This is a genomic window from Streptomyces sp. NPDC012825 (assembly GCF_042900925.1).
Taxonomy (GTDB): Bacteria; Actinomycetota; Actinomycetes; order Streptomycetales; family Streptomycetaceae; genus Streptomyces.
On record NZ_JBIBBZ010000002.1, the window covers coordinates 370469 to 396277 of the forward strand.

At 74.5% G+C, this 25809-nt stretch carries 17 protein-coding genes, 1 tRNA gene and 1 pseudogene; 8 read left to right on the forward strand and 11 right to left on the reverse strand.

Annotation, left to right across the window (positions count from 1 at the left end):
- Nucleotides 1-42: 42 nt before the first annotated feature.
- The 6 genes from ACFY7E_RS07215 (at nucleotide 43) to ACFY7E_RS07240 (ending at nucleotide 11299) form a co-directional block, all read left to right on the forward strand.
- The gene (locus tag ACFY7E_RS07215) at nucleotides 43-1371 is read left to right on the forward strand and encodes a VWA domain-containing protein (RefSeq protein WP_389481686.1); all 1329 of its coding nucleotides are present in this window, start codon (nucleotides 43-45) and stop codon (nucleotides 1369-1371) included.
- Nucleotides 1372-1412: 41 nt separating this feature from the next.
- Nucleotides 1413-2942: an FHA domain-containing protein gene (locus ACFY7E_RS07220; protein WP_389481689.1), complete on the forward strand. Its 1530-nt coding sequence runs from the start codon at nucleotides 1413-1415 to the stop codon at nucleotides 2940-2942.
- Nucleotides 2943-3013: 71 nt separating this feature from the next.
- Nucleotides 3014-3418 carry a globin gene (locus ACFY7E_RS07225; protein ID WP_389481691.1) on the forward strand — a complete coding sequence of 135 codons (405 nt, stop codon included), beginning with the start codon at nucleotides 3014-3016 and terminating at the stop codon, nucleotides 3416-3418.
- Between the two features lie 185 nt (nucleotides 3419-3603).
- Nucleotides 3604-7011, forward strand: a complete 3408-nt coding sequence (locus tag ACFY7E_RS07230) for an FtsX-like permease family protein (RefSeq protein ID WP_389481693.1) — start codon at nucleotides 3604-3606, stop codon at nucleotides 7009-7011.
- Nucleotides 7011-10307 (forward strand): FtsX-like permease family protein, encoded by a 3297-nt coding sequence (locus tag ACFY7E_RS07235; protein WP_389481695.1) that lies wholly within the window; start codon nucleotides 7011-7013, stop codon nucleotides 10305-10307. Before ACFY7E_RS07230 ends, ACFY7E_RS07235 begins: the two co-directional genes overlap by 1 nt.
- Entirely contained in the window at nucleotides 10304-11299 is a 996-nt protein-coding gene (locus ACFY7E_RS07240; RefSeq protein ID WP_389481697.1) for an ABC transporter ATP-binding protein, read from the forward strand. The genes ACFY7E_RS07235 and ACFY7E_RS07240 overlap by 4 nt, the downstream gene beginning before the upstream one ends.
- Before the next feature lie 121 nt (nucleotides 11300-11420).
- Here ACFY7E_RS07240 and ACFY7E_RS07245 read toward each other — a convergent pair whose 3' ends face one another.
- The 7 genes and pseudogenes from ACFY7E_RS07245 to ACFY7E_RS07275 all read right to left on the reverse strand — a co-directional run bounded on the left by ACFY7E_RS07245 (nucleotide 11421) and on the right by ACFY7E_RS07275 (nucleotide 20654).
- Nucleotides 11421-12092 carry a hypothetical protein gene (locus ACFY7E_RS07245; protein ID WP_389481699.1) on the reverse strand — a complete coding sequence of 224 codons (672 nt, stop codon included), beginning with the start codon at nucleotides 12090-12092 and terminating at the stop codon, nucleotides 11421-11423.
- Nucleotides 12089-12514 (reverse strand): acyl-CoA thioesterase, encoded by a 426-nt coding sequence (locus ACFY7E_RS07250; RefSeq protein ID WP_389481701.1) that lies wholly within the window; start codon nucleotides 12512-12514, stop codon nucleotides 12089-12091. Before ACFY7E_RS07250 ends, ACFY7E_RS07245 begins: the two co-directional genes overlap by 4 nt.
- A gap of 7 nt (nucleotides 12515-12521) precedes the next feature.
- Nucleotides 12522-14186 carry an energy-dependent translational throttle protein EttA gene (ettA, locus tag ACFY7E_RS07255; RefSeq protein WP_383436876.1) on the reverse strand — a complete coding sequence of 555 codons (1665 nt, stop codon included), beginning with the start codon at nucleotides 14184-14186 and terminating at the stop codon, nucleotides 12522-12524.
- A 289-nt stretch (nucleotides 14187-14475) separates the two neighbouring features.
- Nucleotides 14476-15957 carry an LAETG motif-containing sortase-dependent surface protein gene (locus ACFY7E_RS07260; RefSeq protein ID WP_389481703.1) on the reverse strand — a complete coding sequence of 494 codons (1482 nt, stop codon included), beginning with the start codon at nucleotides 15955-15957 and terminating at the stop codon, nucleotides 14476-14478.
- A gap of 408 nt (nucleotides 15958-16365) precedes the next feature.
- Nucleotides 16366-16761: pseudogene (locus ACFY7E_RS07265) on the reverse strand (single-stranded DNA-binding protein); the annotation flags it as partial.
- 283 nt (nucleotides 16762-17044) lie between these two features.
- Nucleotides 17045-18952 (reverse strand): GTPase, encoded by a 1908-nt coding sequence (locus ACFY7E_RS07270; RefSeq protein ID WP_389482217.1) that lies wholly within the window; start codon nucleotides 18950-18952, stop codon nucleotides 17045-17047.
- A 91-nt stretch (nucleotides 18953-19043) separates the two neighbouring features.
- On the reverse strand, nucleotides 19044-20654 hold the full coding sequence (locus ACFY7E_RS07275) for a dynamin family protein (protein WP_389482219.1): 1611 nt from the start codon (nucleotides 20652-20654) through the stop codon (nucleotides 19044-19046).
- Between the two features lie 303 nt (nucleotides 20655-20957).
- Here ACFY7E_RS07275 and ACFY7E_RS07280 point away from each other — a divergent pair.
- Nucleotides 20958-21030 (forward strand) — tRNA-Arg (locus ACFY7E_RS07280).
- A gap of 753 nt (nucleotides 21031-21783) precedes the next feature.
- On the opposite strand, the gene ACFY7E_RS07285 is transcribed toward ACFY7E_RS07280, so the two are convergent.
- From ACFY7E_RS07285 to ACFY7E_RS07300, 4 genes are all read right to left on the reverse strand, one after another.
- A complete protein-coding gene (locus tag ACFY7E_RS07285) occupies nucleotides 21784-22308 on the reverse strand; it encodes a hypothetical protein (protein ID WP_389481705.1) in 525 nt (174 codons plus the stop codon).
- 95 nt (nucleotides 22309-22403) lie between these two features.
- A complete protein-coding gene (locus ACFY7E_RS07290) occupies nucleotides 22404-22736 on the reverse strand; it encodes a DUF6928 family protein (protein ID WP_389482221.1) in 333 nt (110 codons plus the stop codon).
- 117 nt (nucleotides 22737-22853) lie between these two features.
- Nucleotides 22854-23342, reverse strand: a complete 489-nt coding sequence (locus ACFY7E_RS07295) for a VOC family protein (RefSeq protein WP_389481707.1) — start codon at nucleotides 23340-23342, stop codon at nucleotides 22854-22856.
- A gap of 91 nt (nucleotides 23343-23433) precedes the next feature.
- Nucleotides 23434-24171, reverse strand: a complete 738-nt coding sequence (locus tag ACFY7E_RS07300) for a hypothetical protein (protein WP_389482223.1) — start codon at nucleotides 24169-24171, stop codon at nucleotides 23434-23436.
- A 335-nt stretch (nucleotides 24172-24506) separates the two neighbouring features.
- Between ACFY7E_RS07300 and ACFY7E_RS07305 the strand changes: the two genes are divergently transcribed.
- Nucleotides 24507-25760, forward strand: a complete 1254-nt coding sequence (locus ACFY7E_RS07305; protein ID WP_389481709.1) for an NAD(P)/FAD-dependent oxidoreductase — start codon at nucleotides 24507-24509, stop codon at nucleotides 25758-25760.
- The last annotated feature ends 49 nt before the right edge of the window (nucleotides 25761-25809 follow it).

A 25809-nucleotide genomic window follows, 5' to 3' on the forward strand; every position in this document is an offset into this window, starting at 1 on the left:
CCGTCCCCGTCACCCACCGCCGTTGTCCGAGGAGCCGAACAGATGGCGAACTTCTCCAAGCCGACCGTGCCCCGGTTCTCGGTGGACGTGTACCAGAACGAGTTCCTGCCGGAGGGCGGCCGGGACGTCAGCGCGATCGTCACGGTCACCTCGACCGGCGGCGGGACCCTCGGCGCGGCCGGGGGCGGGGGCGCCCACGGCTCGGCCGGTGTCGTGATCATGGTCGACTGCTCCGGTTCGATGGACTACCCGGCCACCAAGATGCGCGGAGCGCGGGAGGCGACCGCCGCCGCCGTCGACACCCTGCGCGACGGCACCTCCTTCGCCGTCGTCGCCGGCACGCACGTGGCGAAGGAGGTCTACCCGGGGAACGGACGGCTCGCCGTCGCCGACGCCCGCACCCGGGCCGAGGCCAAGGAGGCACTGCGCCGGCTCTCCGCGGGCGGCGGCACGGCGATCGGCACCTGGCTGCGCCTCGCGGACCGGCTGCTGTCCTCCGCCGGCCTCGCCATCCGGCACGGCATCCTGCTCACCGACGGCCGCAACGAGCACGAGTCCCCGGAGGCGCTGCGGGCCGCGCTCGACGCCTGCGCGGGCCGGTTCACCTGCGACGCGCGCGGCGTCGGCACCGACTGGGAGGTCAAGGAGGTCACCGGGATCGCCTCGGCGCTCCTCGGCACCGCCGACATCGTCGCCGACCCGGCCGGCCTGGCCGCCGACTTCACGGCGATGATGGAGCAGGCGATGGGCAAGGGCGTGGCGGACGTCGCGCTGCGCCTGTGGACCCCGGTCGGGGTCGAGATCGCGTTCGTGAAGCAGGTGGCGCCCACGGTCGAGGACCTCACCGGGCGGCGCACCGGGGCCGGGCCGCGCGCCGGGGACTACCCGACGGGCTCCTGGGGCGACGAGTCCCGCGACTACCACGTGAGCGTGCGGGTGCCCCGGGCCGCGGTCGGCCAGGAGATGCTCGCCGCCCGGGTCTCCCTGATCGCCCCGGACCCGGGCGGCGGCGACGCCCGCCCGCTGTCCCAGGGGCTGGTGCGGGCGGTGTGGACGGACGACCTGGCGATGTCGACGTCGATCAACCCGCAGGTGGCGCACTACACGGGCCAGGCCGAGCTGGCGGACGCCATCCAGCAGGGGCTCGACGCCCGCAAATCGGGCGATCACGACGGCGCGACGGCCAAACTGGGGCGTGCCGTGCAGCTCGCGGCGGTCTCCGGCAACGCGGATACGGCGAAACTGCTTTCGAAGGTGGTCGACGTGGTCGACGCGGTGGCGGGTACTGTGCGTTTGAAGGCGAAGGTCGCCGAAGCGGACGAGATGACACTCGAGACCCGCTCCACGAAGACCGTTCGCGTCAAGAGGTAGCCCGGCCACCGGGCCGGACGACGAGAGGGGGAAGCACCGACATGCCGACCTGCCCGAACGGACACCAGTCGGTCTCCGACGACTGGTGCGAGGTCTGCGGCCATCGCATGGCCGGGGCGGGCGCGCCGACGGGTGCCGTACCGCCGCCTCCCCCGCCGCCGCCGCCCGCGTACGGATATCCCGGCCCCGGTGGACCGGGCGGCCCGGGTGGACCGGGCGGCCCCGGTCAGCCTCCGGCGGGCCCTCCGTCGGGCGCGCCCGGTGGTCCGGGTGCCCATGGGGGGCCTGGTGCCCCTGGTGGCTCGAACGGTCCGGGTGCTTCTGGCGGCCCGGGGCCGTACGGCGGTCCGGGCGGCCCCGGTGCGCCCGGTGGCCCCGGTGGCTCGAACGGTCCGGGTGCCCCCGGCGGCCCGGGGCCGTACGGCGGTCCGGGCGGCCCCGGTGCGCCCGGCGGTCCCGGTGGCTCGAACGGTCCCGGCGCGTACGGCGGTCCCGGTGGCCCCGGCGGTCCGAACGGTCCCGGTGGCTTCGGGTCCGGTGGTGATCCGAACGCCACGGCCCAGGCGGAGCTGTGCCCGCAGTGCCGTACGCCGCGCGAGCACATGGCGCCCTTCTGCGAGGAGTGCCGCTGGAACTTCCTCACGAACACGGCGACCTCGTACACGCCGGTGGCCCCGTCCAACCTCCCGCCCCGGCAGCCCGGCCCGCCGCCCGGTCTGAACCTGCCGCCGGGCTTCCGGACTTCACCGCCGGGGGCCCCGCAGCAGCCGGACCCGTTCGGGTACCAGGGCTCGCGGCCCTCGCAGGTGAACCGGCCGGCGGAGCCGCTCGGCGCCGAACCCACCCATCACCAGGCCCCGCCGCAGCAGCGCCCGCAGGAGCAGCAGCAGCCGTCCCCGCAGCAGGCACCGCCCCCGTACCTCCAGGCGCCCGCCCAGGCCCCGCCGCCGCCCGCGCCGCCGCAGCCGCGCGCGGACGACGACTGGCTCCTGCCGCCGCCGTCGCAGCACCAGCCGCCGCAGGCGCCCCCGCAGCACCAGGGGCCCCCGCCGCAGGCACCTCCGCACCAGGGCCCGCCCCCGCAGCAGCACCAGGCGCCCCCGCCGCCTCCGCCGCAGCACCAGGGGCCGCCGCAGCAGTTCCAGCCGCCGCAGCCGCAGGCGCCCCGGAGCTGGAGTGCGGTCGTCGGTCCCGACCGCGAGTACTTCATGGCGATGATGCAGCGCAGCGGCCCGGAGGCCACTGGCCTGAACCTGCCCGCGTACTCCCCGGACAAGCACCTGTCGCTGCGGGGCAACCAGGTCTCCATCGGCCGTCGCCGGCACTCCACCGGCGAGTCCCCCGACATCGACCTGTCGGTGCCTCCGGAGGATCCGGGCGTCTCGCACCAGCACGCGGTCCTGGTGCAGCAGCCGGACGGCTCGTGGGCGGTGGTGGACCAGAACTCCACCAACGGCACCACGATCAACGGCGGCGAGGAGCCGATCCAGCCCTACGTCCCCGTCCAGCTCCAGGACGGCGACCGGGTGCACGTCGGCGCCTGGACCACGATCACGATCCGCCTGGGCTGATCCGTGAAGGGGCCGGGGGCCGGAGGCCTGGACCTCCGGTCCTCGGTCGGGGCATCTGAGACGATGGAGCGGTGAGCGAGATTCCCGGGGACACGGCACAGGAGCGGACCTTCTACGAGCAGGTCGGCGGCGAGGAGACGTTCCGCCGTCTCGTCCACCGCTTCTACGAGGGCGTCGCGGAGGACCCGCTGCTGCGCCCGATGTATCCCGAGGAGGACCTCGGCCCCGCCGAGGAGCGCTTCGCCCTCTTCCTGATCCAGTACTGGGGCGGGCCCCGCACCTACAGCGACCGCCGGGGCCACCCCCGCCTGCGGATGCGCCACGCCCCGTTCGCCGTCGACCGGGCCGCCCACGACGCCTGGCTCCGCCACATGCGGACCGCCCTGGACGAGCTCGGCCTCGCGCCCGAGTACGAGGCGGAGCTGTGGCGGTACTTCACCTACGCCGCCGCCTCGATGGTGAACACGGCGGGCTGACCCCCTCCCTCCTGGAAGGACGCATTCCGGAGCCCGGACACCGGATAACGGTCACGATCGGGTCAAGGTCCGCCCGCAAGCGGTTTCCACCCGTGCGTGCACTCTGAAAGCATCCGCAAGGAGTTTCGGGGTCGTTCGGAAAGCGTTCGACACGCGCACCGTGATCAGGGCGGCCAGGGGGACGGGTGACGGGGTTCGTATTCCTGCGTGTCGGGGCGCACCGGCTGCTGCTCGCCGCCGCGCTGCTCGCCGTGCTCCTGACCACCTCCGTCCTCGCCACCCTCGCCGCCTTCTCCGGCGCGATCGGGGACGCCGCGCTCCAGGCGGACCTGCGCGGCCGGTCCGCGGCCGACGCCTCGCTCCTCGCCGAAGGCCAGGTGCCCCCGGGGAAGCGGGCGGGCGCCGACGCCGCCGTGCGCGACGGGATGCGGACGTCCTTCGACGGGCTGCCGGTGACCGTGCGGCGGCTCGAGAGCTCGGGGGCGTACGCCCTGCCCCAAAGCCTCCGGCCGGCCGGTGCCCGCGAGGGCGACCCCGACCTCACCCACTTCGCCGCGCTCGACCGCTCGCGGCTCTCCCTCGTCCGGGGCGCCTGGCCCTCGGCCGCCCGGACCGGCGGCACGGTCGAGACGGCGCTGCCCGAGGAGGCTGCCCGGCGCCTGAGGGCCGGCCCCGGTACCGTGCTCGACCTCACCGACCGGCTCACCGAACGGCGCGTGAAGGCCCGGGTCACCGGCGTCTACCGGCCCGTCGACACCGCCGACCTGTACTGGCGGCTCGACCCGGCGGGCGGCCGGGGCGTGCGGACGGTCGCGTTCACGACGTACGGGCCGCTGCTCGCCGATCCGGCCGTCCTCGCCTCCGGGGCGCTGAGCCCCGGCGACACCTCCTGGCTCGGCACCGCCGACTTCACCGGCCTCACCACGGACCGGATGGACGCCCTGCGCGCCGCCGCGACCGAGGGTCCGAAGGCCCTGACCGAGAACCGGGCGGCGTTCGGCGCGACGGTCTCGGTGTCCACCGCGCTGCCGGCCGTCCTGGACCGGACCGGGCGGGCCCTGCTCGTCTCCCGCTCCACCCTGCTGATCGTCGCCGTGCAGCTGGTGCTGCTCGCCGCGTACGCGCTGCTGCTCGTCGCCCGGCTGCTCAGCACCGAGCGCTCCGGTGAGACGGCCCTGCTGCGGGCGCGCGGCGGTTCGCGGCGCCGGATCGCCGGGCTCGCCGCCGCCGAGGCGCTGCTGCTCGCCCTGCCGGCGGCGCTCGCGGCCCCGCTCCTGTCCGGGCCGCTGACCCGGCTCTTCGCCGAGCGGTCCGCGCTCTCCTCCCTCGGGGTGCGGCTCGACACCTCGCCCTCGCTCCGGGTGTGGCTGGTCGCCGCCGTGGTGGCGCTGTGCTGCGCGGCGGCCGTCGTGGCGCCCGCGCTCGCCGCCGGGGACGGCGCGGCCGTCCCGCTGCGCAAGGCCCGCTCGGCCTCGCTGCCCGGTCCGGTGCGGGCCGGGGCGGACCTCGGACTGCTCGCCGTCGCCGCCGTCGCGTACTGGCAGCTCCAGCGGCCCGCCGCCGCGGGCGGCGTCCTCGGCGGGTACGGGGGTGGCGGGGGCTCGATCGACCCGGTGCTCGTCGCCGCGCCCGCCCTCGCCCTGCTCGCCGGGACCGTCCTGACGCTGCGGCTGCTGCCGCCCGCCGCCAAGCTGGCCGAGCGGCGCGCGGCCGCCGGACGCGGGCTCTCCGCCGCCCTCGCCGGCTGGCAGTTCAGCCGCCGGCCGCTGCGGGGCGCGGGTCCCGTCCTCCTGCTCGTCCTCGCCGTGGCGATGGGGATGCTGGCCGTCGCGCAGAGCGGCTCGTGGGAGCGTTCGCAGCGCGACCAGGCCGACTTCCGGGCCGGGGCGGACGTCCGGGTCCTGAGCCCCGGACCCGGCGAACCCACGCGGACCGAGCGCCTGGGCGCCGTGCCGGGCGTCACGGCCGTGGCCCCTGTGCACCGCACCACCGCGGACGTGTCCGGCCGGAGCGCCACCGTCCTCGCCATGGACACCCGCAACGCCTCGGGCGGCCTGCTGCTGCGCCCCGACCTCGCCGGCACCACGGCCCCGTCGCTGCTCGCCCCGCTGGCCCCGGAGACCGGCCCGCGCCCCGGGCTCGCGCTCCCCGCCGGGACCCGCGCGCTCGCCGTGGACCTGCGGGCCGCCGCGCCGACGGGCAGCGGGGCCTCCCGGGTCACGGCCGTCCTGGAGGACCCGAGCGGCGTCCCGTACCGGCGGATCCTGGGCACGCTGCCCTCCGACGACCGCGTCCACCGGCTGGCCCTCGACCTCGACGCACTCACCGGAGCATCCAATGAGGGAGCGTCCGGTGAGGGGGCGCCCGGCACCGGAACGTCCGGCACCGACGGCGGTCGCGGCTCCGGCGGCCTGCTCACCCTCACCGGCCTGGAGCTCGACGGCCTGATCGCCGAGGAGCCGCACCACCTCCGTACCGTCCGCGTCGAACGCCTCACCACCACCGGGGCGGACGGCGGCACGCGGACGCACTCCCCCGCGAAGGTCCTCACCGGCTGGTCGTTCGGCGTCGAGCAGACCGAGGGCGAGGGGGGACGGAGGAGCGGCACGGCGGGCGGCGGCCCCGGCCCGGCCGGAACGGACGGCTCCGCTCCGTACGCCGTCTCGTTCGGGGTCGACGGCGCGCACCCCGACAACCCCTACGCGGCGCCGGAGGAGTACGCCCTGCGGATGGCGGCTCCCGCGCCGAAGCCGCCCGAGCGGCTGCCCGCCGTGGCGACCCGGGCCTTCATGGCGGCGACCGGCGCCGGGCCCGGCGACACCGTCGAGGTCACCGTCGACGGCCTGCGGGTCCCCGTCGTCGTCGAGCGGGTGGTGGAGGAGCTGCCGACCACCGGGCCGGCCGCCCCGACGGCCTCCGCCGACCCGTCCGCCACCGCCCCCGCGGACGGCGGCGCGGTCCTCCTCGACCTGGTCACCGTCAACCGCTACCTGGCCGGGTCCGGCGACGGCACCGCGAGCGTACCGGCCACCGAATGGTGGCTGACCACCGCTCCCGGGAGGACGGCCGAGGTCGCCGCCGCCCTGCGGGCCCGCCCCGACGCGGACCCGACCCAGGTCCTCGTACGCGACGAGACGGCCGCCGAACTCCTCGGCGACCCGCTCGGCGCGGGCCCCAACGCGGCCCTGATGGCGGTGGCGGCGGCCGCCGCCGCGCTCGCCGCCGTCGGCTTCGCGGTCGGCTCGGCCGGCGCGCTGCGGGAGCGGTCCGCCGAGTTCGGGGTCCTGCGGGCGCTCGGCACGCCGCAGCGGCGCCTCGCCCGGCTGGTCGCCGCCGAGCAGGGGCTGCTCATCGGCATCGGTCTGCTCGTCGGCATCGGACTCGGCGCCGTGCTGGCCCGGGCGGTCGTCCCGCTGGTCGTCCTCACCGGCCGGGCCGCCCGCCCCGTCCCACCGGTCCTGGTGGAACTCCCGCCCGGCCAGGTCGCCCTGCTCGTCGCCGGGGTCGCCGTCCTCCCCCTGGCCGTCGTCGCCACGATCGCCCTGCGCCGCACGGACCCGGTCGTGACCCTGCGCCACCAAGGGGCGAGCTGATGCCGACCCACGACGAGGACGAGACGACGGCCGGGGTCCGGAGCCCGGGCACGGGCGGGGCCCCCGGCGGGACCTCCGCCCCGGGAGAGGCACCGGGTCCCGACGCGGACAAGACTCCCGAGCGGCCCCCGGCCGGAACCCCGGCCCCGGACACGAGCGGGTCTCCCGGCCCGCCCCCGGGCGGAGCCACCCGCCCGGACCGGGCGCGCGTCGCCCCGGACGGAGACGGCACCGACAAGCCCGACGTACGCAGGAAGGCCCCCGACATGCCCCGGCCCCGGCCCTCCCGGCCCGACCAGCCGTCCGAGCCCGACGCGTCCGCCCGGACCGACCGGCCGTCCGAGCCCGGTGCATCCACCCAGCCCGACCAACCGTCCAAGCCAGGCACGCCCTCCCACCCCGACCAACCCTCCAAGCCCGAGCGCACCCCCGCCACGCACGGCGGAACAACCCCGCCCGGCAAGGCCCCCCGTGCCGTCGCACCCTGGGTGCGGACCCGGTTGCGGACCGCGCCCCGGGCCGCCGCCGCGTTCGCGCTTCTCGTCCTGGTCACCGCCTACCTCGCGGCGGCGCTGCCGCGCGCCGTCGACCGGTACGAGACGGAGGGCCTCCGGCACGACGTCGCGTCCGCCGCGCCCCGCGAGAGCGTTCTCGAACTGACCTCGCCGCTGCCCGTCGCCGGCCCGTCCCAGTACGAGGAGCTCCTGGCCCCCGCGACCCTCCGGAAGCGGAGCGACCGGCTGCGGGCCCTGCTGTCCGACCCCATCGGGACCGACCCGGCGCAGAGCGTCCACGGTGTCCGTACGGTCGGCCGGGTCGAGGGGCTCGACCCCTGGCTGCCCCGTCCCGACGGGCTCCCCCCGCAGTTCGTGCTCTCCTCCCCGTCCGACCTGGCCCGTCACGCGACGCTCCGGCAGGGCCGGCTCGCCGCGGGCAGCGGCCTCCGTCCGGAGGCGGTGGTCACCCGGAGGACGGCCGAGTCCCTGCGCCTGAAGCCCGGTTCGGTCGTGCACATGCCGAGTCAGGGCGGTGAGCCGATCGCCGTCAGGGTCACCGGCGTCGTGGAGCCGCGCGGCCCCGGGAACGCGTACTGGGCGGTGGAGCCGCTGCTGCGGGCACCGGCGCTCACCCCGGTGGTCGGCGACGAGGTGAAGTACTACTGGCAGGCGGCCCTGCTCCTCTCCCCCGCCTCGGCGCCCTCGGTGCACGGCACCGCCGGTGAGAAGGAGGTCTTCTTCCGGTTCGCGCCGACGGCCGGCCACCTCACCGGGCGGGACACCGACCGGCTCTCCGCAGCCCTCTCCTCCGCCGCCGGCGGCCCCGACCTGGTCAGGATGCGCGAGGCCGTGGGCGGCAACGGCACCTTCGCCACCGGTCTCGACGAGATCACCGGCTCGTACCGCTCGATGCGCGACGCCATCGCCCCGGTCGTGGCCGTCGCCGTCTTCGGGATCGGCGCGGTCGCCGCCGTCGTCCTCGTCATGACCGGCGGCCTCTCCGCCGCCCGCCGCGACGCCGAGCTGGCGCTGCTGCGCTCCCGGGGCGCCTCCCTCACCGGCATCGGCCTGCGGCTGCTCGGCGAGACCTCGGCGGTCGCCGTGCCCGCCGCCGCGCTCGGCCTCGGCCTCGCGGTCGTGACGGTCCGCCCGCCGGGCGGCGGGACCGGCGCGGTCGACGGGTCCGGCGCGGTCGACGGGTCCGGGGCGGTCGACGGGTCCGGGGCGGTCGGCGGGATCCCCCTCGGCCCCTCGCTCCTCGCCGCCTCCGCCGTCGCCCTGGTCGCGATGCTCGTCCTTCCGCTGCGGGCGGTCGTGCGGCACCGGCGCCCGCGTCCGCACGGCGGGCGCGACGACCTGGTGACCGCGCGCCCCTCCCGGCGCCGCACGGTCCTCGAACTCACCCTGCTCGTCCTGGCCGTGGGTGCGGTCGCCTCGCTGCGGCTGCGCGGCGCGGGCGACTCCGGCGACCACCTGGTGAGCGCCGCCCCCGTCCTGGTCGGCCTGATCGCCGCCGTGGTGCTCGTACGGGTCTATCCGCTGCCGCTGCGGTGGCTGGGCCGCCCGGCCCGCCGGCTGCGCGGGGCGGTCGGTCCGCTGGCCCTGGCCCGCGCCGGGCGCTCGTCCTCGACGGGCCTGCTCCCACTGCTCGCCCTCGTCCTCGCGCTGACCACGGCGGCCTTTGGCGGCTCCGTCCTCGCCGGTGTCGCCGACGCCCGCGACCGGGCCGCGCTCCTGGCGACCGGCGCGGACGCCCGGATCGACGGCTCGGCCGAGTGGACCCCGCTGCCCGCGGGCCTCGCCGGGGCCGTGCGCGGTACGGCGGGGGTGCGGGACCTGGCGCCGGTGCGGATCGAGTACGGGGTGGCCCTGCCGTCCCACGAGGGCACCTCCGCCGGGGCGATGAGCGCGCCGCTCGTGGGCGTCGACCCCGTCTCGTACACCCGGCTGGCGGAGCGGACCGGCTTCGGCGCGTTCCCGGCGGAGCTGCTCGCCTCGACGGGGAAGGGCGGGGAGGGCGCGACGGCCGACACCGGCCGGGTGCTGCCCGCGGTCGCCTCGCCGTCGGTGGCCGAGCGGCTCGGCCGCGAACCGCTGGAGGTCGTGGCGGCGGCCGGGACGTTCCGGGTGAGGGTGGTGGGCGTCCGGTCGGCCACTCCGGCCCTGTCCGGCGAGGACTTCCTCCTCGTCAACGGGGCCGACCTCACCCGCCGGGGGGCCACCGCGCTGCTCGTCACGGGGCCGGTGGACGGGGCCGCGCTGCGGGACCTCGTACGGGAGCGGGCGAAGGACTTCCGGGTGACGCTGCGGAGCGAGGAGCGGACCGGCTACGTGGACTCGCCGCTCCAGTCGGGCGCCGAGCGGATCTACCTGGGCGCGATCGGCGCGGGCGCCGGTTACGCCGTGGTGGCCGTGCTGCTCTCGCTCGCGCAGAGCGCGCCGGAGCGGAACGCGCTGCTCGCCCGGCTGCGGACGATGGGTCTGACCCGGAAGCAGGGGCGGCGGCTGCTCGGTCTGGAGGCGCTGCCGCAGGCGGTCCTCGCGGCGCTCGGCGGTGTGCTGGTGGGCTGGGCGGCGGTGCCGCTGCTCGCGCCGGGCGTCGACCTGTTCCGGCTGGCGCTCGCGACGGCCCCGGGACTCGCCGGGATCGACGGGGCGCCGTTGCGGGCGGACCCGTGGTCGCTGCTCGTGCCCGCGCTCGCCGTCGTGCTCCTGACGGCGTCGGCGGCGGCCGGGCAGGCCTGGTGGGCGGGGCGCGAAGGCTCGATCGAGGAACTCAGGGCGGGAGACGCACGATGACGGAGACCGGGATCCGGGACGGGGCGGGGACGGGAGCCGCGGCGGGCGCGGGTGCCGCGGCCCTCGAAGAGCTGGAGCGGCGGGCGACGGCGCGGCGCGACCGGCCCTCGTACGGGCACGACGCCCTCATCGCCTGCGACCGGCTCGTCCGCGTCTTCACCACGGACGGGGTGGAGGTGCAGGCGCTCCAGGGACTCGACCTCCTCGTGAAGGAGGGCGAGCTGATGGCCCTGGTCGGCGCGTCGGGCTCCGGCAAGTCGACGCTGATGAACATCCTGGCGGGCCTGGACGTGCCGACCGCCGGCGCGGCCCGGGTCGCGGGGTGCGACCTGCTGGCGATGGACGGGAAGGCGCGGCTGCGCTACCGGCGCGAGGTCGTCGGCTTCGTCTGGCAGCAGACCGCCCGCAACCTCCTGCCGTATCTGACGGCCGCCCAGAACGTGGCGCTCCCCATGCAGTTGCGGAGCCGGTCGAAGGCGCGGCGGAAGGCGGAACGGGCGGAGGAGCTGCTCGCGATGCTGGGCATCGCGGAGGTCCGCGACCGGCGGCCGCACCAGCTCTCCGGCGGCCAGCAGCAGCGGGTGGCCATCGCGGTCGCCCTGGCCGACGACCCGGCCGTGCTCCTCGCCGACGAGCCGACGGGCGAGCTGGACTCGGCCACCGGCGAGCAGGTCTTCGCGGCCTTCCGCCGCGCGAACGAGGAGCTGGGCACGACGATCGTGATCGTCACCCACGACCAGGCGGTCGCCTCCGAGGTGCGCCGCACGGTCGCCATCCGCGACGGCCGCACCTCCTCGGAGGTCCTGCGGCGCACGGAGGTCGACGACCAGGGCCAGGAGTCCCTGGTGGCCCGGGAGTACGCGATGCTCGACCGCGCGGGCCGGCTCCAGCTCCCGGCGGAGTACACCCGGACGCTCGGCATGGAGCACCGGGTGGCCCTGGAACTGGAGCAGGACCACATCGGGGTCTGGCCGGACGACACGGAAGGCTGAGGGGCCGGGGCCCGGGGAGGCCACCGGCTTCGAGGGGCCGGGACCCCCGGGCGGTACGGGCTTGCCGACCGGAGCCGGGGCCGCCGGGGCCGTAACCGACAGGCCCCGGAACCGGGCGGTTTCACCGCCCCGGCGCCACCGGAAGCGTCATCGGCACGGTGCGGAGGGCGACGGAGCCGTACGGCGTGCGCAGGCGCAGCCACGGGCCCGAGGCGAACAGCGCGACCGGCGCCTCCTCCGCCCCGGCGGGCGGCAGGAAGCCGAGGGACTGGGCGGCGTGGACGGCCCGCAGGGGCAGTCCGGTGGTGCCGAGGGTCCTGGACCAGATCTCGCGGCCGATCCGCTCGCGCTCGGCGCGGGTGCGCCGCTCCTCGGGCAGTTCCCCGTCCCGCGTACGGAACTCGGCGACGGCCGCCGCGACCGCGCCCCGCATCTCGGCGGCGCCCGGCAGGCCCGCGACCGGCCGCCAGCCGGAGCGCGGCGGCAGCACGCCCGCCCAGGGCGGCCCGGTCACGGCGCCGGGGACGGCCGCCTTGCCCGCCGTCTCCTCGATGCCGTCGAGGAGTTCGCCGGCGGAGACGGTGACGTCGAGGTCCACGGCGTCGACGAGCCGGGCCGTGCGGATGGCGAGCACCTCGAACGACGGCGGCCGCCCGAAGACGGCCAGCGCCCCGCCGCCCGCCCGGAGGCGGACGACGGCGGCCCGGTCGTAGTGGACGAGCCGGGTGAGGAAGGCGGCGAGGGCAGCCGCCTCACGGGCGTCGGCGAAGTGCAGCGGCGCGAGGACGGTCATGCGGTGGAGGTCATCCCGTCGTCCACGTACTCCTGGAGGAAGGAGCGCTCCTCGGCGCTGATCCGCCGGGGCCGCTGTGCCTCCAGGTCGAAGGGCACGACGACCGTGGACGCCCGTACGTACACGGTGTCGGGGTCCTTGATCTCGTACGCGATCGTCAGCGACGCCGCGCCTATCTTCGTGACCCACGACTCGACGGTCACCGGCTCGTGCCGGTGGACCAGCGGCCGCACGTAGTCGATCTCGTGCCGGGCCACGACGGACCCGCCGGAGAACGAGGGGGAGCCGTCCCCCGGCGCCAGGCGGAACATGAAGTCGATCCGCGCCTCTTCCAGGTACCGCAGGAAGACGACGTTGTTGACGTGCCCGAAGGCGTCCATGTCCGACCAGCGCAGGGGACAGCTGTAGAGGTGCCTCGCCATGGGTCCGTCAGCCCCGGGTCAGCTTCTTGTGGGTGGCGCGGTGCGGACGGGTCGCGTCCGGGCCGAGCCGCTCGACCTTGTTCTTCTCGTACGCCTCGAAGTTGCCCTCGAACCAGAACCACTTGGAGTCGCCCTCGTACGCCAGGATGTGCGTGGCGACCCGGTCGAGGAACCAGCGGTCGTGGGAGACGACCACGGCGCAGCCGGGGAAGTCGAGGAGCGCGTTCTCCAGGGAGGACAGGGTCTCGACGTCGAGGTCGTTGGTGGGCTCGTCGAGGAGCAGCAGGTTGCCGCCCTGCTTGAGGGTGAGCGCGAGGTTGAGGCGGTTGCGCTCGCCGCCGGAGAGCACGCCGGCCGGCTTCTGCTGGTCCGGGCCCTTGAAGCCGAACGCGGAGACGTAGGCGCGGGACGGCATCTCGACCTGGCCGACGTTGATGTAGTCCAGTTCGTCGGAGACGACGGCCCACAGCGTCTTCTTGGGGTCGATGTTGGAGCGGCCCTGGTCGACGTACGAGATCTTGACCGTCTCGCCGATCCTGATGTCGCCGGAGTCGGGCTTCTCGAAGCCCTGGATCATCTTGAAGAGCGTGGTCTTGCCGGCGCCGTTCGGGCCGATGATGCCGACGATGCCGTTGCGCGGCAGGGTGAAGCTGAGGTCGTCGATGAGGACCTTGTCGCCGAAGGCCTTGGAGAGGTTGTTGACCTCGACGACGACGGAGCCCAGGCGCGGGCCCGGCGGGATCTGGATCTCCTCGAAGTCCAGCTTCCGCATCTTGTCGGCCTCGGCGGCCATCTCCTCGTAGCGGGCGAGGCGGGCCTTGGACTTGGCCTGGCGGCCCTTGGCGTTGGAGCGGACCCACTCCAGCTCTTCCTTGAGGCGCTTCTGGCGCTTCTCGTCCTTGCGGCCCTCGACCTTGAGGCGCTCGGCCTTCTTCTGGAGGTAGGTCGAGTAGTTGCCCTCGTACGGGTGGGCGCGGCCGCGGTCGAGCTCCAGGATCCACTCGGCGACGTTGTCGAGGAAGTACCGGTCGTGGGTGATGGCCACGACGGTGCCCTTGTACTGGGCGAGGTGCTGCTCCAGCCAATTCACGGACTCGGCGTCGAGGTGGTTGGTGGGCTCGTCGAGCAGCAGGAGGTCGGGGGCCTCCAGGAGCAGCTTGCAGAGCGCGACGCGGCGCTTCTCGCCACCGGAGAGGTTGCCGACCGGCCAGTCGCCGGGCGGGCAGCCCAGGGCGTCCATGGCCTGCTCCAGCTGGGCGTCGAGGTCCCACGCGTTGGCGTGGTCCAGGTCGTCCTGGAGCTTGCCCATCTCCTCCATGAGCTCGTCGGTGTAGTTCGTCGCCATTTCCTCGGCGATCGCGTTGAACCGGTTGAGCTTGCCCTTGATCTCGGCGACGCCGTCCTCGACGTTCTCCAGGACCGTCTTGGACTCGTCGAGCTTCGGCTCCTGCATGAGGATGCCGACCGAGTACCCGGGCGACAGGAAGGCATCGCCGTTGGAGGGCTGCTCCAGGCCGGCCATGATCTTCAGCACGGTGGACTTACCGGCGCCGTTCGGGCCGACCACACCGATCTTCGCACCGGGCAGGAAGCTCAGCGTCACGTCATCGAGGATGACCTTGTCGCCGTGCGCCTTGCGCGTCTTGCGCATGGTGTAGATGTACTCAGCCAAGAGAAACCGTCCGGCAAGGAGTGAGTGGGCAGATACACCCCATCTTGCCTGACCGCCACCCCCGGGCGGAAACCGGTGGGGCCGCGGGCTGCCCGCGCGGGGCCGGGGGGACGGGTGCCGGAGGGGCGGTACGGGGGATCTCCGGGGCCCGGACGTGCGACGACCCCGGACCTGGGTGCGGTCCGGGGTCGTGCGGGGTCACGGGGAGGGCGTCGCGTGACGCACGTCACTCCGTGGGGTCGGGCTCGGGCCCGGTGCCGGACGCGGGGTCCGGCACCGGGGTCCGGGCTCAGTGACCGGCGGTCTTCTTCTTGCGGAGGAAGAACACCGCGGCGCCGCCGGCCACGACGAGCGCGGCGGCGATGCCGGCGATCATCGGGGTGGCGTTGGAGCTGCCGGTCTCGGCGAGGTCGCCGCCACCGGTGCTGCCGCCGGTGGTGCCGCCCGTGGTGTCACCGCCGGTGGTGCCGCCCGCGGTGTCACCGCCGGTGGTGCCGCCCGGGGTGGACGGGGAGGGCGAGGCCGTGGTGGAGGGCTCGGTGCCGGGGGTGGTCTCGGAGGGCTTCGGGCCGGGGGTGGCCGTCTCGCAGTCCAGGACGCCCTCGAAGGTCTGCTCGAAGCCGTTCGGGCCGGTGATGGTGAAGTTGTACGCCTCGTCCTCGGCGAGCTTGACCGGGATGGTCTTGGTCTCGCCGCCGGCGACGGTGTAGGAGGTGCCCTTCAGGTCGAAGGTCCAGTCCTCGTCGCCCTCGTTGGAGGCGATGACCTCCAGGCCGCCCTTGGCGCAGTCCTTGGCGACCGTGACGGCCGGGATGACGCCCTTCTTGGCCCAGGCGGCGGTGGCCTTGGCGGTGACGGTGGAGTCGCTGGAGCCGGCCAGGATCAGGGTCTGCGAGGGGCCGTCGATGGAGACGAAGGCGCGGCCCAGCTGAACCTTGGTGGTGGCCTCGACGACCAGCTCGGAGGTGCCGTCGGGGGTGCCGGCGGGAACGTCGAAGAAGATCTCGTCGCCGTTGGAGGCGGTGGTGACCGGCGCGCCGGCCTTGTTCACGACCTTGACGCCGGCGGCGATGCCGGGGACGGCGGCGATCGTGACGCCGTCGTTCGCGACGTTGGTGTTGACCGTGATCGGGCCGAGCTTCTCACCGGACTTGCCGGCGACGGAGGACGGGGAGAGGCTCAGGGAGGGCTTGGGCTCCTCGAGCTTCGTCGCGTTCTTCAGCAGGTACTCGGTCAGCTTCTGGGCGTCCTTGGCCTTCGGCTTGGCCGTGACGTCGTCCGAGAGGGTCCAGATCGCGGCCTGGGTGCCCGCGGCGGCCTCGCTCTTGGAGAGGTCGACGCCGAGCTTGCCACCGAGGTCCTTGGTGGAGAGCTTCGGGTAGCCGTTCTCCAGGATCCAGAGGATCTTGCCCGCGTCCTCGTTGTCGTGGAGGGACGACTGGTCCCAGCCGACCTCCTTGTAGTCGAAGTCGTGCTTCGCCGGGGTGCGCAGGTCGATGCAGTACGTCGAGAGGGCGCCGCCGCCGTCGACCTGCATGTTGAAGAGACCGCCCCGGACGGACCACGTGGAGCCGTCCTTCTCGGAGATCTGGACGCTGCCGGACTCCTCCTCGGACAGGCTGCCGAGCTTCGCCTTGACGCCGCCGGCGCCCGGGGTGTCATCGGCCAGCGCCGGTCCGGCCATGGCTATCGTGCCGGCGGCGACGAGCCCCGAGACCAGGGTGGCAGCGGCGAGGCGGCGTGAAGTACCCCGCCCACGAACTGAAAACATTGGATTCCCCTCCGGGCGAGCCGCTCCGCGAACACTGGTGTTCCATGTGGGGGGAGCGCACGCCGACAGACTCACAGACTCGATGGGCTCACGTGCCACATGAGTACCCGGGAATCCTAGGGACGCGGAAGCCCTCGGTGCCCGGCCATGCGGTCAGATAACCATTCCGAATCGGAATCGTTATCGCGCGTGGCGAGTTGGTCGACAAATCGCCACGACACATGGTCAGGACGCGGTTACCAGCCGGTGTTTCGCATGGGTTTCCCCGCCCTTTCGACCGTCTTCCTCCCCGGAAGACACCTTTTCCTCCCTCGCTTGCGTTTCCGCTTCGGCCACTGCTACCGCCACCGCCTCCGTCCACGGATCCGCTTCCGGTGCCGGCCCGAGCGCGGGACCGGAACCCGAACCGGCGTGCGACGCCCCGTCCGTCCGCGCCCGGGACTCGGCCCGCGCCGCGCGCCGGAAGGCCGCCGTCCCCCGGGTCAGGTCGTGGCCCACGGCCAGCGCGTCCACATCCACGAAGGTCTTGCGCTGTCCGTCGCGCTCGTCCTCCCGCACCCTCAACCTGCCGTGCACCACGAGCGGTTCCCCGACCGAGACCGAGGCCGCGAGGTTGGCGCCCAGGGAGCGCCAGGCCGACACCGTGTAGAAGCTGGTGCTCCCGTCGGACCAGAGGTTCCGCTCCCGGTCCCAGCGGCGCGCGGTCACCGCGAACCGGAACCGGGCCACCCCGCCCGTCACCGTCTCCCGGTACTCCACCGCCGTCGCCACGTTGCCGACGAGCGTCACGGTCGTGTCGTTCATGGTCCGCCCCCATCCGTCTCCACCGGACGCCCTTCGGCCGGGCGCCCTTTCGTCCTCATGGTGGGGCGAACCGCCAGATCCCGCCGGAGCCTGTGGAAAAGCTCGTAACTGGGGACAAGCCCCTTACACGGAAGGGTGAGAGCGGACGGGGGCGGGGGGGGTGGGGGGTGGGACGGGATGGGGTGGGGGGTGGGGGGTGGGACGGGATGGGGTGGGGGGTGGGACGGGATGGGGTGGGGCCCCGCCTCACAACCCCGTTCGCCCGCCTGCCCCCTATCTCCCCCTACCTCCCCCGCGCTCCCGCGCGGGTGGCGCCCAGGCGCCTCGTACCGGAGCCGAGTCCGCCCACGACGCGGACCGGCGTGCGGCTGCCGACCACCGTCGCGTACTGCTCGCGCACCTCGCGGTAGCGCACCAGCTCGGCCGCCACCGGGTCGAGCACCCGGGCCCGGCCGCAGGCGGCGGCCGCCTCGCGCAGCCGGCGTTCGGCCTCCTGCCCGTACCGGCGCGCCGGTCCCTTCGCCGCGCCCTCGCAGGCCCATTCGACGAGCGGGCCGCCCACGATGCCGGCGAGCATCACGAGGACCGGCGGGAGCAGTCCGGGTTCCAGGACGCCGAGGATCTGCCCCACCAGCCAGAGCGCGCCGAAGACCTGGAGGAGGGTCATCACGACCTGGGCGAGGACGGCCGCGGGCCACCAGGCGGGCCGGGGCGGCCGGGCGGCCGGGTCGCCGAGGGAGACGGCCAGTTCGTCCAGGGCCTCGGGGAGGCCGTCCGCCCCGCGCGTCGCCGCCTCGCGCACGGCCTGCGCCCACGGGGCCGGGAGGCCGCGCGAGGCGTCGTCGGCGACGATCCGTACGGCCTGCTCCACGCGCTGGCGTGCCGTCAGCTCCTCCTCGGCCGGGGGCGCGGGGTGCGGGTCGGCGGAGCCGTGCGCGCGCTTGCGCTCGTACCAGCGGTAGAGCCGCAGCCAGGGGGTGCCGCAGGCGCGGATGGCGCCCCGGCGCCAGACCCGCTCGGCGGCCTCGCCGGCGGCCTGGGCGCCGACGGCGGTGGCGAGGCGGTCCGTGAAGGCGTCCCGGGCGCGCTCGTCGAGACCGGCGCGCCCTTCGGCGACGTACGCGGGTCGCAGCCTGGTGGCGGCCGCGTCGATGTCGGCGGAGAGGCGGCGCTCGGGGGCGGTCTTCTCCTGGACGAAACGGGCGACGAGTTCGCGCAGGTCGGGGACGCCCTCGCCGGTCAGGGCGGAGAGGGCGAGGACGGTGGCGCCTGGTTCGCCGTGCTCGCCGAGGGCCACGCCGTCCTCGTCGAGGAGGCGGCGCAGGTCGTCGAGGACGAGGTCGGCGGCGTCGGTGCCGAGCCGGTCGATCTGGTTGAGGACGACGAAGGTGACCTCGGCGTGCCCGGCGAGGGGACGGAGGTAGCGCTCGTGGAGGGCGGCGTCGGCGTACTTCTCGGGGTCGACGACCCAGATGACGGCGTCGACGAGGCCGAGGACCCGGTCGACCTGGTCGCGGTGGGCGGTGACGGCCGAGTCGTGGTCGGGCAGGTCGACGAGGACGAGGCCCTGGAGTCCGGTGTCGCCCGTGCCGCCCGCGAGGGGCCGGCGGCGCAGCCGGTTGGGGATGGCGAGCCGGTCGAGGAGGCCGGCGGCGCCCTCGGACCAGCTGAGCGCGATGGGCGCGGCGGTGGTGGGGCGGCGCAGGCCGGTCTCGGAGACGGCGACGCCGGCGAGGGCGTTGAAGAGCGTGGACTTTCCGCTTCCGGTGGGTCCCGCGAGGGCGATGACGGTGTGCCGGGAGGAGAGCCGCTGGCGGGCGGCGGCCTCGTCGAGGACGCGCCCGGCCTCGGCGAGGGCGTCGCTCTCCACGCGCGCGCGTGAGAGGCCGACGAGCTCGTGGAGGGCGTCGAGGCGGTTGCGGAGGGGACGGCCGTAGTGCCCGCCGAAGGAGGAGGCCGCGTCCTCGTCGTGGTCCGTACCGCCGTCTTCCTCGGGGCCCTTCGCGGGCTTCTCCTTGAGCGCGGCGGCGCGTTCGCCCGCGCGGCGAGCGATCAGGCCGTCGTCCCAGCGACCGGGGCCGGGGTCGGAGCCGGGGTCACGGTCACCGTCGCCGTCGAGGTGGTGATCGCGACCGGGGTCCCGCTCACGATCCCGGCCGGGGTCCCGCTCACGACCGCGGTCACGGCCCAGGCCCCGCTCACGGCCGAGGTGGCGGTCGCGGCCGTGATCGGGGTCCCGTTCGCGATCGAGTTCCCGCTTGCGGCCGTCTTCCAGCTGCACGTCACTTCTCCTTCTGCAGTACGGAGAGCGCGGCGATCAGCTCCGCCTGCGGCTCGGGGGTCACGTCGAGCGCGTCGAGGGGGGCGAGGCGCCGGTCGCGTTCGGCGTGCAGGACACGGTCGACGTACGAGACGACCAGTTCGCCGCCCTTGTCGCGCAGCCGCAGGGCGACCTGAGTGCCGAGGAGTTCGGCGAGGCGGTCGCCGGCGGGCCGGGTGCGGCGGCCGCCCAGGAGGGAGGCGGCGAGGAGGGCGGCGACGGTGTCGGCGTCGGGCAGGGCGCCGCGGGAACCGGCGGGGCGCTCGACGGCCCGTACCTCCTCGTCGGCCAGTTCTTCGAGCACCCGGCGCCAGCGGCGCACCTCGACGCCGATCCGCTCCCCGGTCTCCCGGTCGGCGCAGGTCGGCACCGGGCCGAGGGCCTCGGCGGCGGGCTCGTGGCGCCAGCCGTCCCGCACCCGCTCCTCGGCGGCGGAGACCGCGCAGTGGAGGAGGGCGGCGAGGGACTCGGCGAGGGCGTCCAGGAGTTCGTCGGCGGTGCTGTCGCGGGGGTAGGCGCGCCAGCGGGCGCGGGCGTCGCCGGCGAGGACGGCACCGCGGCCGAGCTGCTTGCGCACCCGTCTGCCCTGCTCGTGGTAGGCGGCCTCGACGACGGCGCCGAGGCGGACGGCGGTGGCGTACTGGGCGGAGACGGCGCCGGCCAGCTCGGGCAGCCGGGTGTCGAGGGAGTCGATGACGCCGAAGGCGGTCCGGTCGGCGGCCTGCTGGTGGGCGGCCGGGTCCTGGGCGCAGTGGGCGAGCCAGCCGCGGAGGGCGGCGACGGCGCTGTCGGGCAGCAGTCCGCTGCCGCCGCCGGTGGACTCGGGCAGTTCGGGGATGGTGAAGCGGGGTACGTCGCCGAGCCCGGCCTTGTCGAGCAGCGCGCCGTACTGGCGGGAGACCTCGCCGATGACCTGGTGGGGGACGCGGTCGAGGACGGTGACGAGGGTGGCGTCGTACTCCTTGGCGGTACGGAGCAGGTGCCAGGGGACGGCGTCGGCGTACCGGGAGGCGGTGGTGACCATGACCCAGAGGTCGGCGGCGCACATCAACTCGGCGGCGAGGAGGCGGTTCTCGACGACGAGGGAGTCGATGTCGGGGGCGTCGAGCAGGGCGAGGCCCCGGGGCAGGGAGGAGGCGGTCTCGACGCGGAGGGCGTTCTCCCCGGGGTCGGGTTCGTCGGCGGGGTGGTCCTCGTCGGCCTGGGGCAGCCAGACGCGGGTGAGCTGCGGGAGGACGCGCATCCCGGCGAACCAGTGGTGGTCCTCGGGGTGGCACACGAGGACGGGCGTCCGGGTGGTGGGCCTGAGCACACCGGCCTCGCTGACGCGCCGCCCCACAAGGGAGTTGACGAGCGTGGACTTCCCGGCCCCGGTGGAGCCGCCGACGACGGCGAGGAGCGGGGCGTCGGGGTCCTTCAGCCGTGGCACCAGGTAGTCGTCGAGCTGGGCGAGCAGCTCGACCCGGTTCTGGCGGGCGCGGTCCGCGCCGGGGAGCGGGAGGGGGAGGCGCACGGCGGCGACACGGTCGCGCAGGGCGGAGAGTGCGTCGATCAGCTGAGGCCGTTCGTCCAAGGTCACCACATGCGAAGAATGCCCAATTTATGAGTGTTTTTGAAGCGTATGGGGGCCCTGCGCGCCGAGGAAAAGGGCGGTGACCGGAAGACGGGGCATAACGAGTGCACAACACCCGTGCCGAGCGATGCGAAAAGCGCTGCGCGAATCGCACCTGCCTGCGATTATCGTTCCGCTTCACTGAACCTCCACATCGTGCCACGCAGGTGAAGCAACCGGGCCAAGGCGATCGGAGCCCTATCCTTGTCCCGGCAGGCCACACCCCACCCACCAGGGGGCTCCTGGCCGCACGGCCACCACCCGGCCCCCGTAGCTCAGTGGATAGAGCAGGTGCCTTCTAAGCACTTGGCCGCAGGTTCGAGTCCTGCCGGGGGCGCTTTTCTCCGCACGACCGGGACCCTCCTTCGGGAGGGTCTTTCCGCTGGTCAAGGGCTATTTTCGGCCAGGAGCGAGAGAGCCGGCAAGGGCCTCTCGGGCGGCTGGATCTGTCCGGCTGAATCCGGTCGGAGGCGGCCCCTGGCGGCTGGTTCTCCCGAAAACCTCCCGAAGTTTCGGGCCACCCGCTGTCCTGCCTCGCTCCGGTCCGCTTCCGTGCGTGCGTCGAGGGCGAGAGGGAAGTCGGTCGGTGCCTCGCGGGGGACGCCGGTGGTGAGGTACGCGTTCCACTCCGGCAGGGTGCGGCCGGTCGGAGATCTGCCAGGCAACCGGAAGGTCTACCAGTTCGAACGAGCAGGCGGCGCGCGTCCACTCGGCGCCGCACAGCCCGTTGGGGCTCGTGCAGAGGAGGGTGTCGCGGGCGGTCGGCCACATCCGCCGACCTGCGGCGGCGAGGGCCGCGCCGACCGGATCGGCCAGTGCACCGTCATCACGACAGGGGCTGGTCGACATCTACCACTCGTGGGGCGATCGATACTCGACCTCGCTCACGGACTTGGAAAGACAGAGCGAGGACGCTGCGGCACGGCTCAGGGCTCGCCTGAAGGAGCTTGGTTACACCGGACCGGCCTGACCTGCGAAATGCCGTCAACCCCGGTAACCGAACTGCGCGCTCTTCCTTCAGGACGAAGAGGTTGTGGATTCAAATCCCGACCTCTGCGGTAAAGCACCAGGTCGGGGAGCCGTGCGGTTCTCAGGCCCGAGCGGTCGCGTCGTACACGCCACCACAGTGAGGGCCGACGGCGCCAGGGACCCGCAGGGCCTCCAGGCTTTCGGACGCATCGGGGTTGAGGAGCGCGATGAGCTTGGTGGAGGCCCACCAGCCCACGGGACGGCTTTTCCGGGACTTCGGGTCGGCCGTAGCTACGTCCATGCCGATCGTTCCCCGCGCGGGCAACGCGAGATAGAGGCGGACCACCCCTCGGTCGCGCGTATCGAAGCCCACGAGGTGGTAGAGGTCCGGGGCGACGGTGGCTGCTGGGTCGTGCCAGTACGGGTCGCCGACGAGGTCGGCCACTACGTAGTCCAGGCCGTCGTCCCAGGTGATCTCCACTTCGTCGGGCAGGACACCGGTCGCCGTCAGCCCGGCGAGGGTGAGCACGTCCGTCGTCGCGTTGTCGGCCGCCCAGCGGGCCGCGTCGCGCAATGCGCCGACGTACCACCAGGAGCCGAGCGAGGTCGGCGCGGCTCCTGGGCGGTGGGGCAGTTCGATCAGCACCGTCCTGGGCGTGTCGTCTTCCAGGCGGACACCATGTTCTCCACGATGCCGCCGTCCGGCGAGAGGCCCAACGAGCGGCGGAAGTAGCCCTCTTCTCAGACCGCGAAGGCAAGTCGATCCGAGACGCTGTGCATCGCGTGCAGAACCACGCGACGGCCCTCGGCGGCCTCCAGAAGGTGCGCCGGAGGCTCCGACGGGCGGTCGAACATCAGACGCCGGTCGCAGACCAGGTCCACACCAGGGAAGTTCGCCGCGTACGTGAGGCCCTCCGGCGGGTATGTCGATTCGTCCAGGGCGCCGCCCTCTGCCGACTCGATCCCCCAACTCGGGAAGACCCGGGCGACCAACGCCGCCGTTCCCTCCATCTGCGGCTCGTCGGCCGCCTTCGGTGCCGAGGCCGCGTGGGCGACTCGCTGAGTGCCTACCAGGGCGTTGGTGAGGTGGTTCCTTCCGGTGGGGGCTGGGCTTTCGTGGCCCGTGCTCTTCGTATGGCTGCGGACTACGAGTAGGAGGGCTTCGGTGTGCCGGGGCTTTCTTCGGCCCGGTCAGTTGGCGAAGCCGCCCTTCGGTTGGATGATCTCCAGGTTGGTGCCGTCGGGGTCGTTGAAGTAGGCGACCTTCGTGCCGAGGGCCGCGTCCGGGGTGACCTCGCCCGCCAGGAAGGTGTAGGGGTCGCCCAGGAAGTCGTAGCCGGCCTCCTTCATGCGGTGGTGGACCGCGTCGAGGTCGTCGACCTTGAAGCACAGGTGCATGGAGCCGGGGCGGTTCGCCCTGCCGTTCGTGCGGTCGCCCACCGGGTCCCGGAACTCGATGAGGTCGATGCCGAGGCCGTCCATGTTGATCGTCGCGTACCGCAGTTTCGCGACCGGCAGACCCTGCGACCGGCCGAAGGGGACGCTGTCCATCGTTCCTTCCGCAACGGGTTCCCGGCCGGTCAGGGTCGTGTAGAACGCGACCGACGCGTCCAGGTCCGAGACCGAGATCCCGACGTGGGCGGCTCGGGTGAGGTTCATCGGAGTGTCGGCGACAGCCATGGAGGGTTCCTTCCTTCCGATCCCGTGCGGGACGTCCGGAACCCATTCTTCCGATGGCTCCGCGTCGCGCACCTCGTCGCGCGGGCGGCCCTCAGCGTTCCGTCTTCTCGGCGGTCCTGCGGGGGTCCTCCGCCAGGATGAGGGCGGCGAGCCGCCGGGCCTCCTCCTCGGGGGAGCCGCCGTGGGCGGTGAGCAGTTCGTACGCGTACGTGTCCGGGGGTTCGCCCGGGCCCCGCTCCTGGTGGAAGTCGACGTCGACGCCCTCCGGGCTCGTGAGCTCCTCGGGGACGCCGGGCTCCGCGCGGCGGGGCGAGACGTTCGTGAGGACGCAGCCCCAGCGCGCGAACCAGCCGCTGTCGTCGAGGATGCGGCCGAGGAGGCGGGCGACGGTGTCCACCGGCTCCTCCCAGTCGCGGTCCACCGCGGCGCGGGCGAGTTCGGCCTCGTACCGGGCGGCGTCGAAGCGGTAGGGCGGCGGTACTGCATCGCGCCTGCCGGTGTTCTCCCAGGAGTCCCAGACCACCAGGCCGCCCTCACGGCGCACGGTGACGTACAGGGCCCCGCAGCAGCCGGCCGTGCAGGTCGGCTCGGCGATCATGATCCTGCGGGGCTCCTCCGCGGCCGTCAGCGGCCAGTCCCCGGCCGGCCCCGTCCAGTACCGGCAGCTGGGCGCCATGCCGTCCGGGTGTACCTCCTTCAGGACGTCCACGCCGTCGATCAGGGGCCGCACCTCGGCCCAGGGGTCCGCCGCCCAGTCGTCCGGGATCCTGTGCCGCAGGGTCAGGGTGCTGAGCTTCGGGGCGTCGGTCACCCGTGCGGCGTCGGTCATCCGTACGTCCTCGGCCACCCGTGCATGGTCGGTCATCCGTACATGGTCGGTCAGTGGCGTATCGGTGGGCTAGTTCTTTCGGGTGCCCGCGGCGGGCCGGCCTCGGGGCGGTGGAGCCCTGTGTGCGCGGAGCCCGGGAGCCGGTCGTGGGCCGAGGCGTACTCCAGCCAGTGGCTTCGCCGCGCCTCGGCGGCGCAGTGGCGAGTGACCCGCGTCACAAAGCGCCGAAGGTGTCACAGGAACCGGTCGCGCGGTGTCTTGAGGGTGAACCCCTTGAAGAGGGTGGATCCCTTGGACGGATCCCTTGAGCGGATTCCTTGAGCGGAGGAGACACCATGACCGAGAACACCGAGGTGGTCGTGATCGGCGGCGGGTACGCCGGTGTCATGGCGGCCAACCGGCTGACGCGGCGCGACGACGTGGCGGTGACGCTGGTCAACCCGCGTCCGGCGTTCGTCCACCGGGTCCGGCTGCACCAGCTGGTGGGCGGGACCGGCGAGGCGGTCGTCGGCTTCCCGGAGGTGCTGAGCGGGCGCGTCCGGCTCGTGGTCGGCAGCGTCGAGCGGATCGACACCGCCGGGTGCCGCGTGACGCTGGCCGACGGCGGCGCGCTCGGTTACGACCACCTCGTCTACGCGGTGGGCAGCGGGAGCGCCGACCCGGACGTGCCGGGGGCCGCCGAGTTCGCCCGCCCGATCGCCTCCCTGGAGGAGGCCGAGCGGCTGCGGCCGGCGCTCGACGCCGCACCCTCGACGGCGCCGGTGACGGTCGTCGGGGCCGGTCCGACCGGCATCGAGACCGCCGCCGAGCTGGCGGAGGCCGGCCGGGCCGTGACCCTGGTCTGCGGCGGCGTGCTCGGCCCGTACCTGCACGCCCGGGGCCGCCGTTCGGTCGCCCGGCGGCTCGCCCGGCTCGGGGTGGCCGTGCTCGACGGCCCCGGCACGAAGGTGACGGAGGTGACCCGCGAGACCGTGCGGCTCGCCGACGGCCGTGAGCTGCCGAGCGCGGTGACGATCTGGACGGCCGGGTTCGGCGTGCCGGACCTGGCCGCGCGCAGCGGGCTGAGCACCGACGCCCTGGGCCGTCTGCTCACCGACGAGACGCTGACCAGCGTGGACGACGAGCGCGTCGTCGCGGCCGGGGACTCGGCGGCGCCCTCGGGCCTGCCGCTGCGGATGAGCTGCCAGGCCGCGATCCCGCTAGGCGCGCGGGCCGCCGACACGGTACTCGCCCGGATGGCGGGGGAACGGCCCGCGCCCCTCCACGAGTTCTTCGCGGGTCAGTGCATCAGCCTCGGGCGGCAGGAGGGCGTCTTCCAGTTCGCCCGCCGCGACACCGCCGTCCGGTTCCACGTCGGCGGGCGCACCGGCGCGAAGCTCAAGGAGAAGGTCTGCGCGGGCATCGTCGGGCACCTGGCGGGCGAGGCCGACGCCCCCGGTTCGTACCGTCTGCACCGCGTCCCCGGGAACACGCGGCGCCGACGGCTGGCGCGGGCCGGGCGTACGGGAGAGGCTCTCGCTCCGGGCACCACGAGCGCCACGGGCGCGCCGGGTGCTTCGAGCGCCCCCGCAGGCCGGCCCCTGTCGTGAAGGAACCCGGCAGGAAGGAACCCGACGTGAACGAGCCCGCCAGGGACCG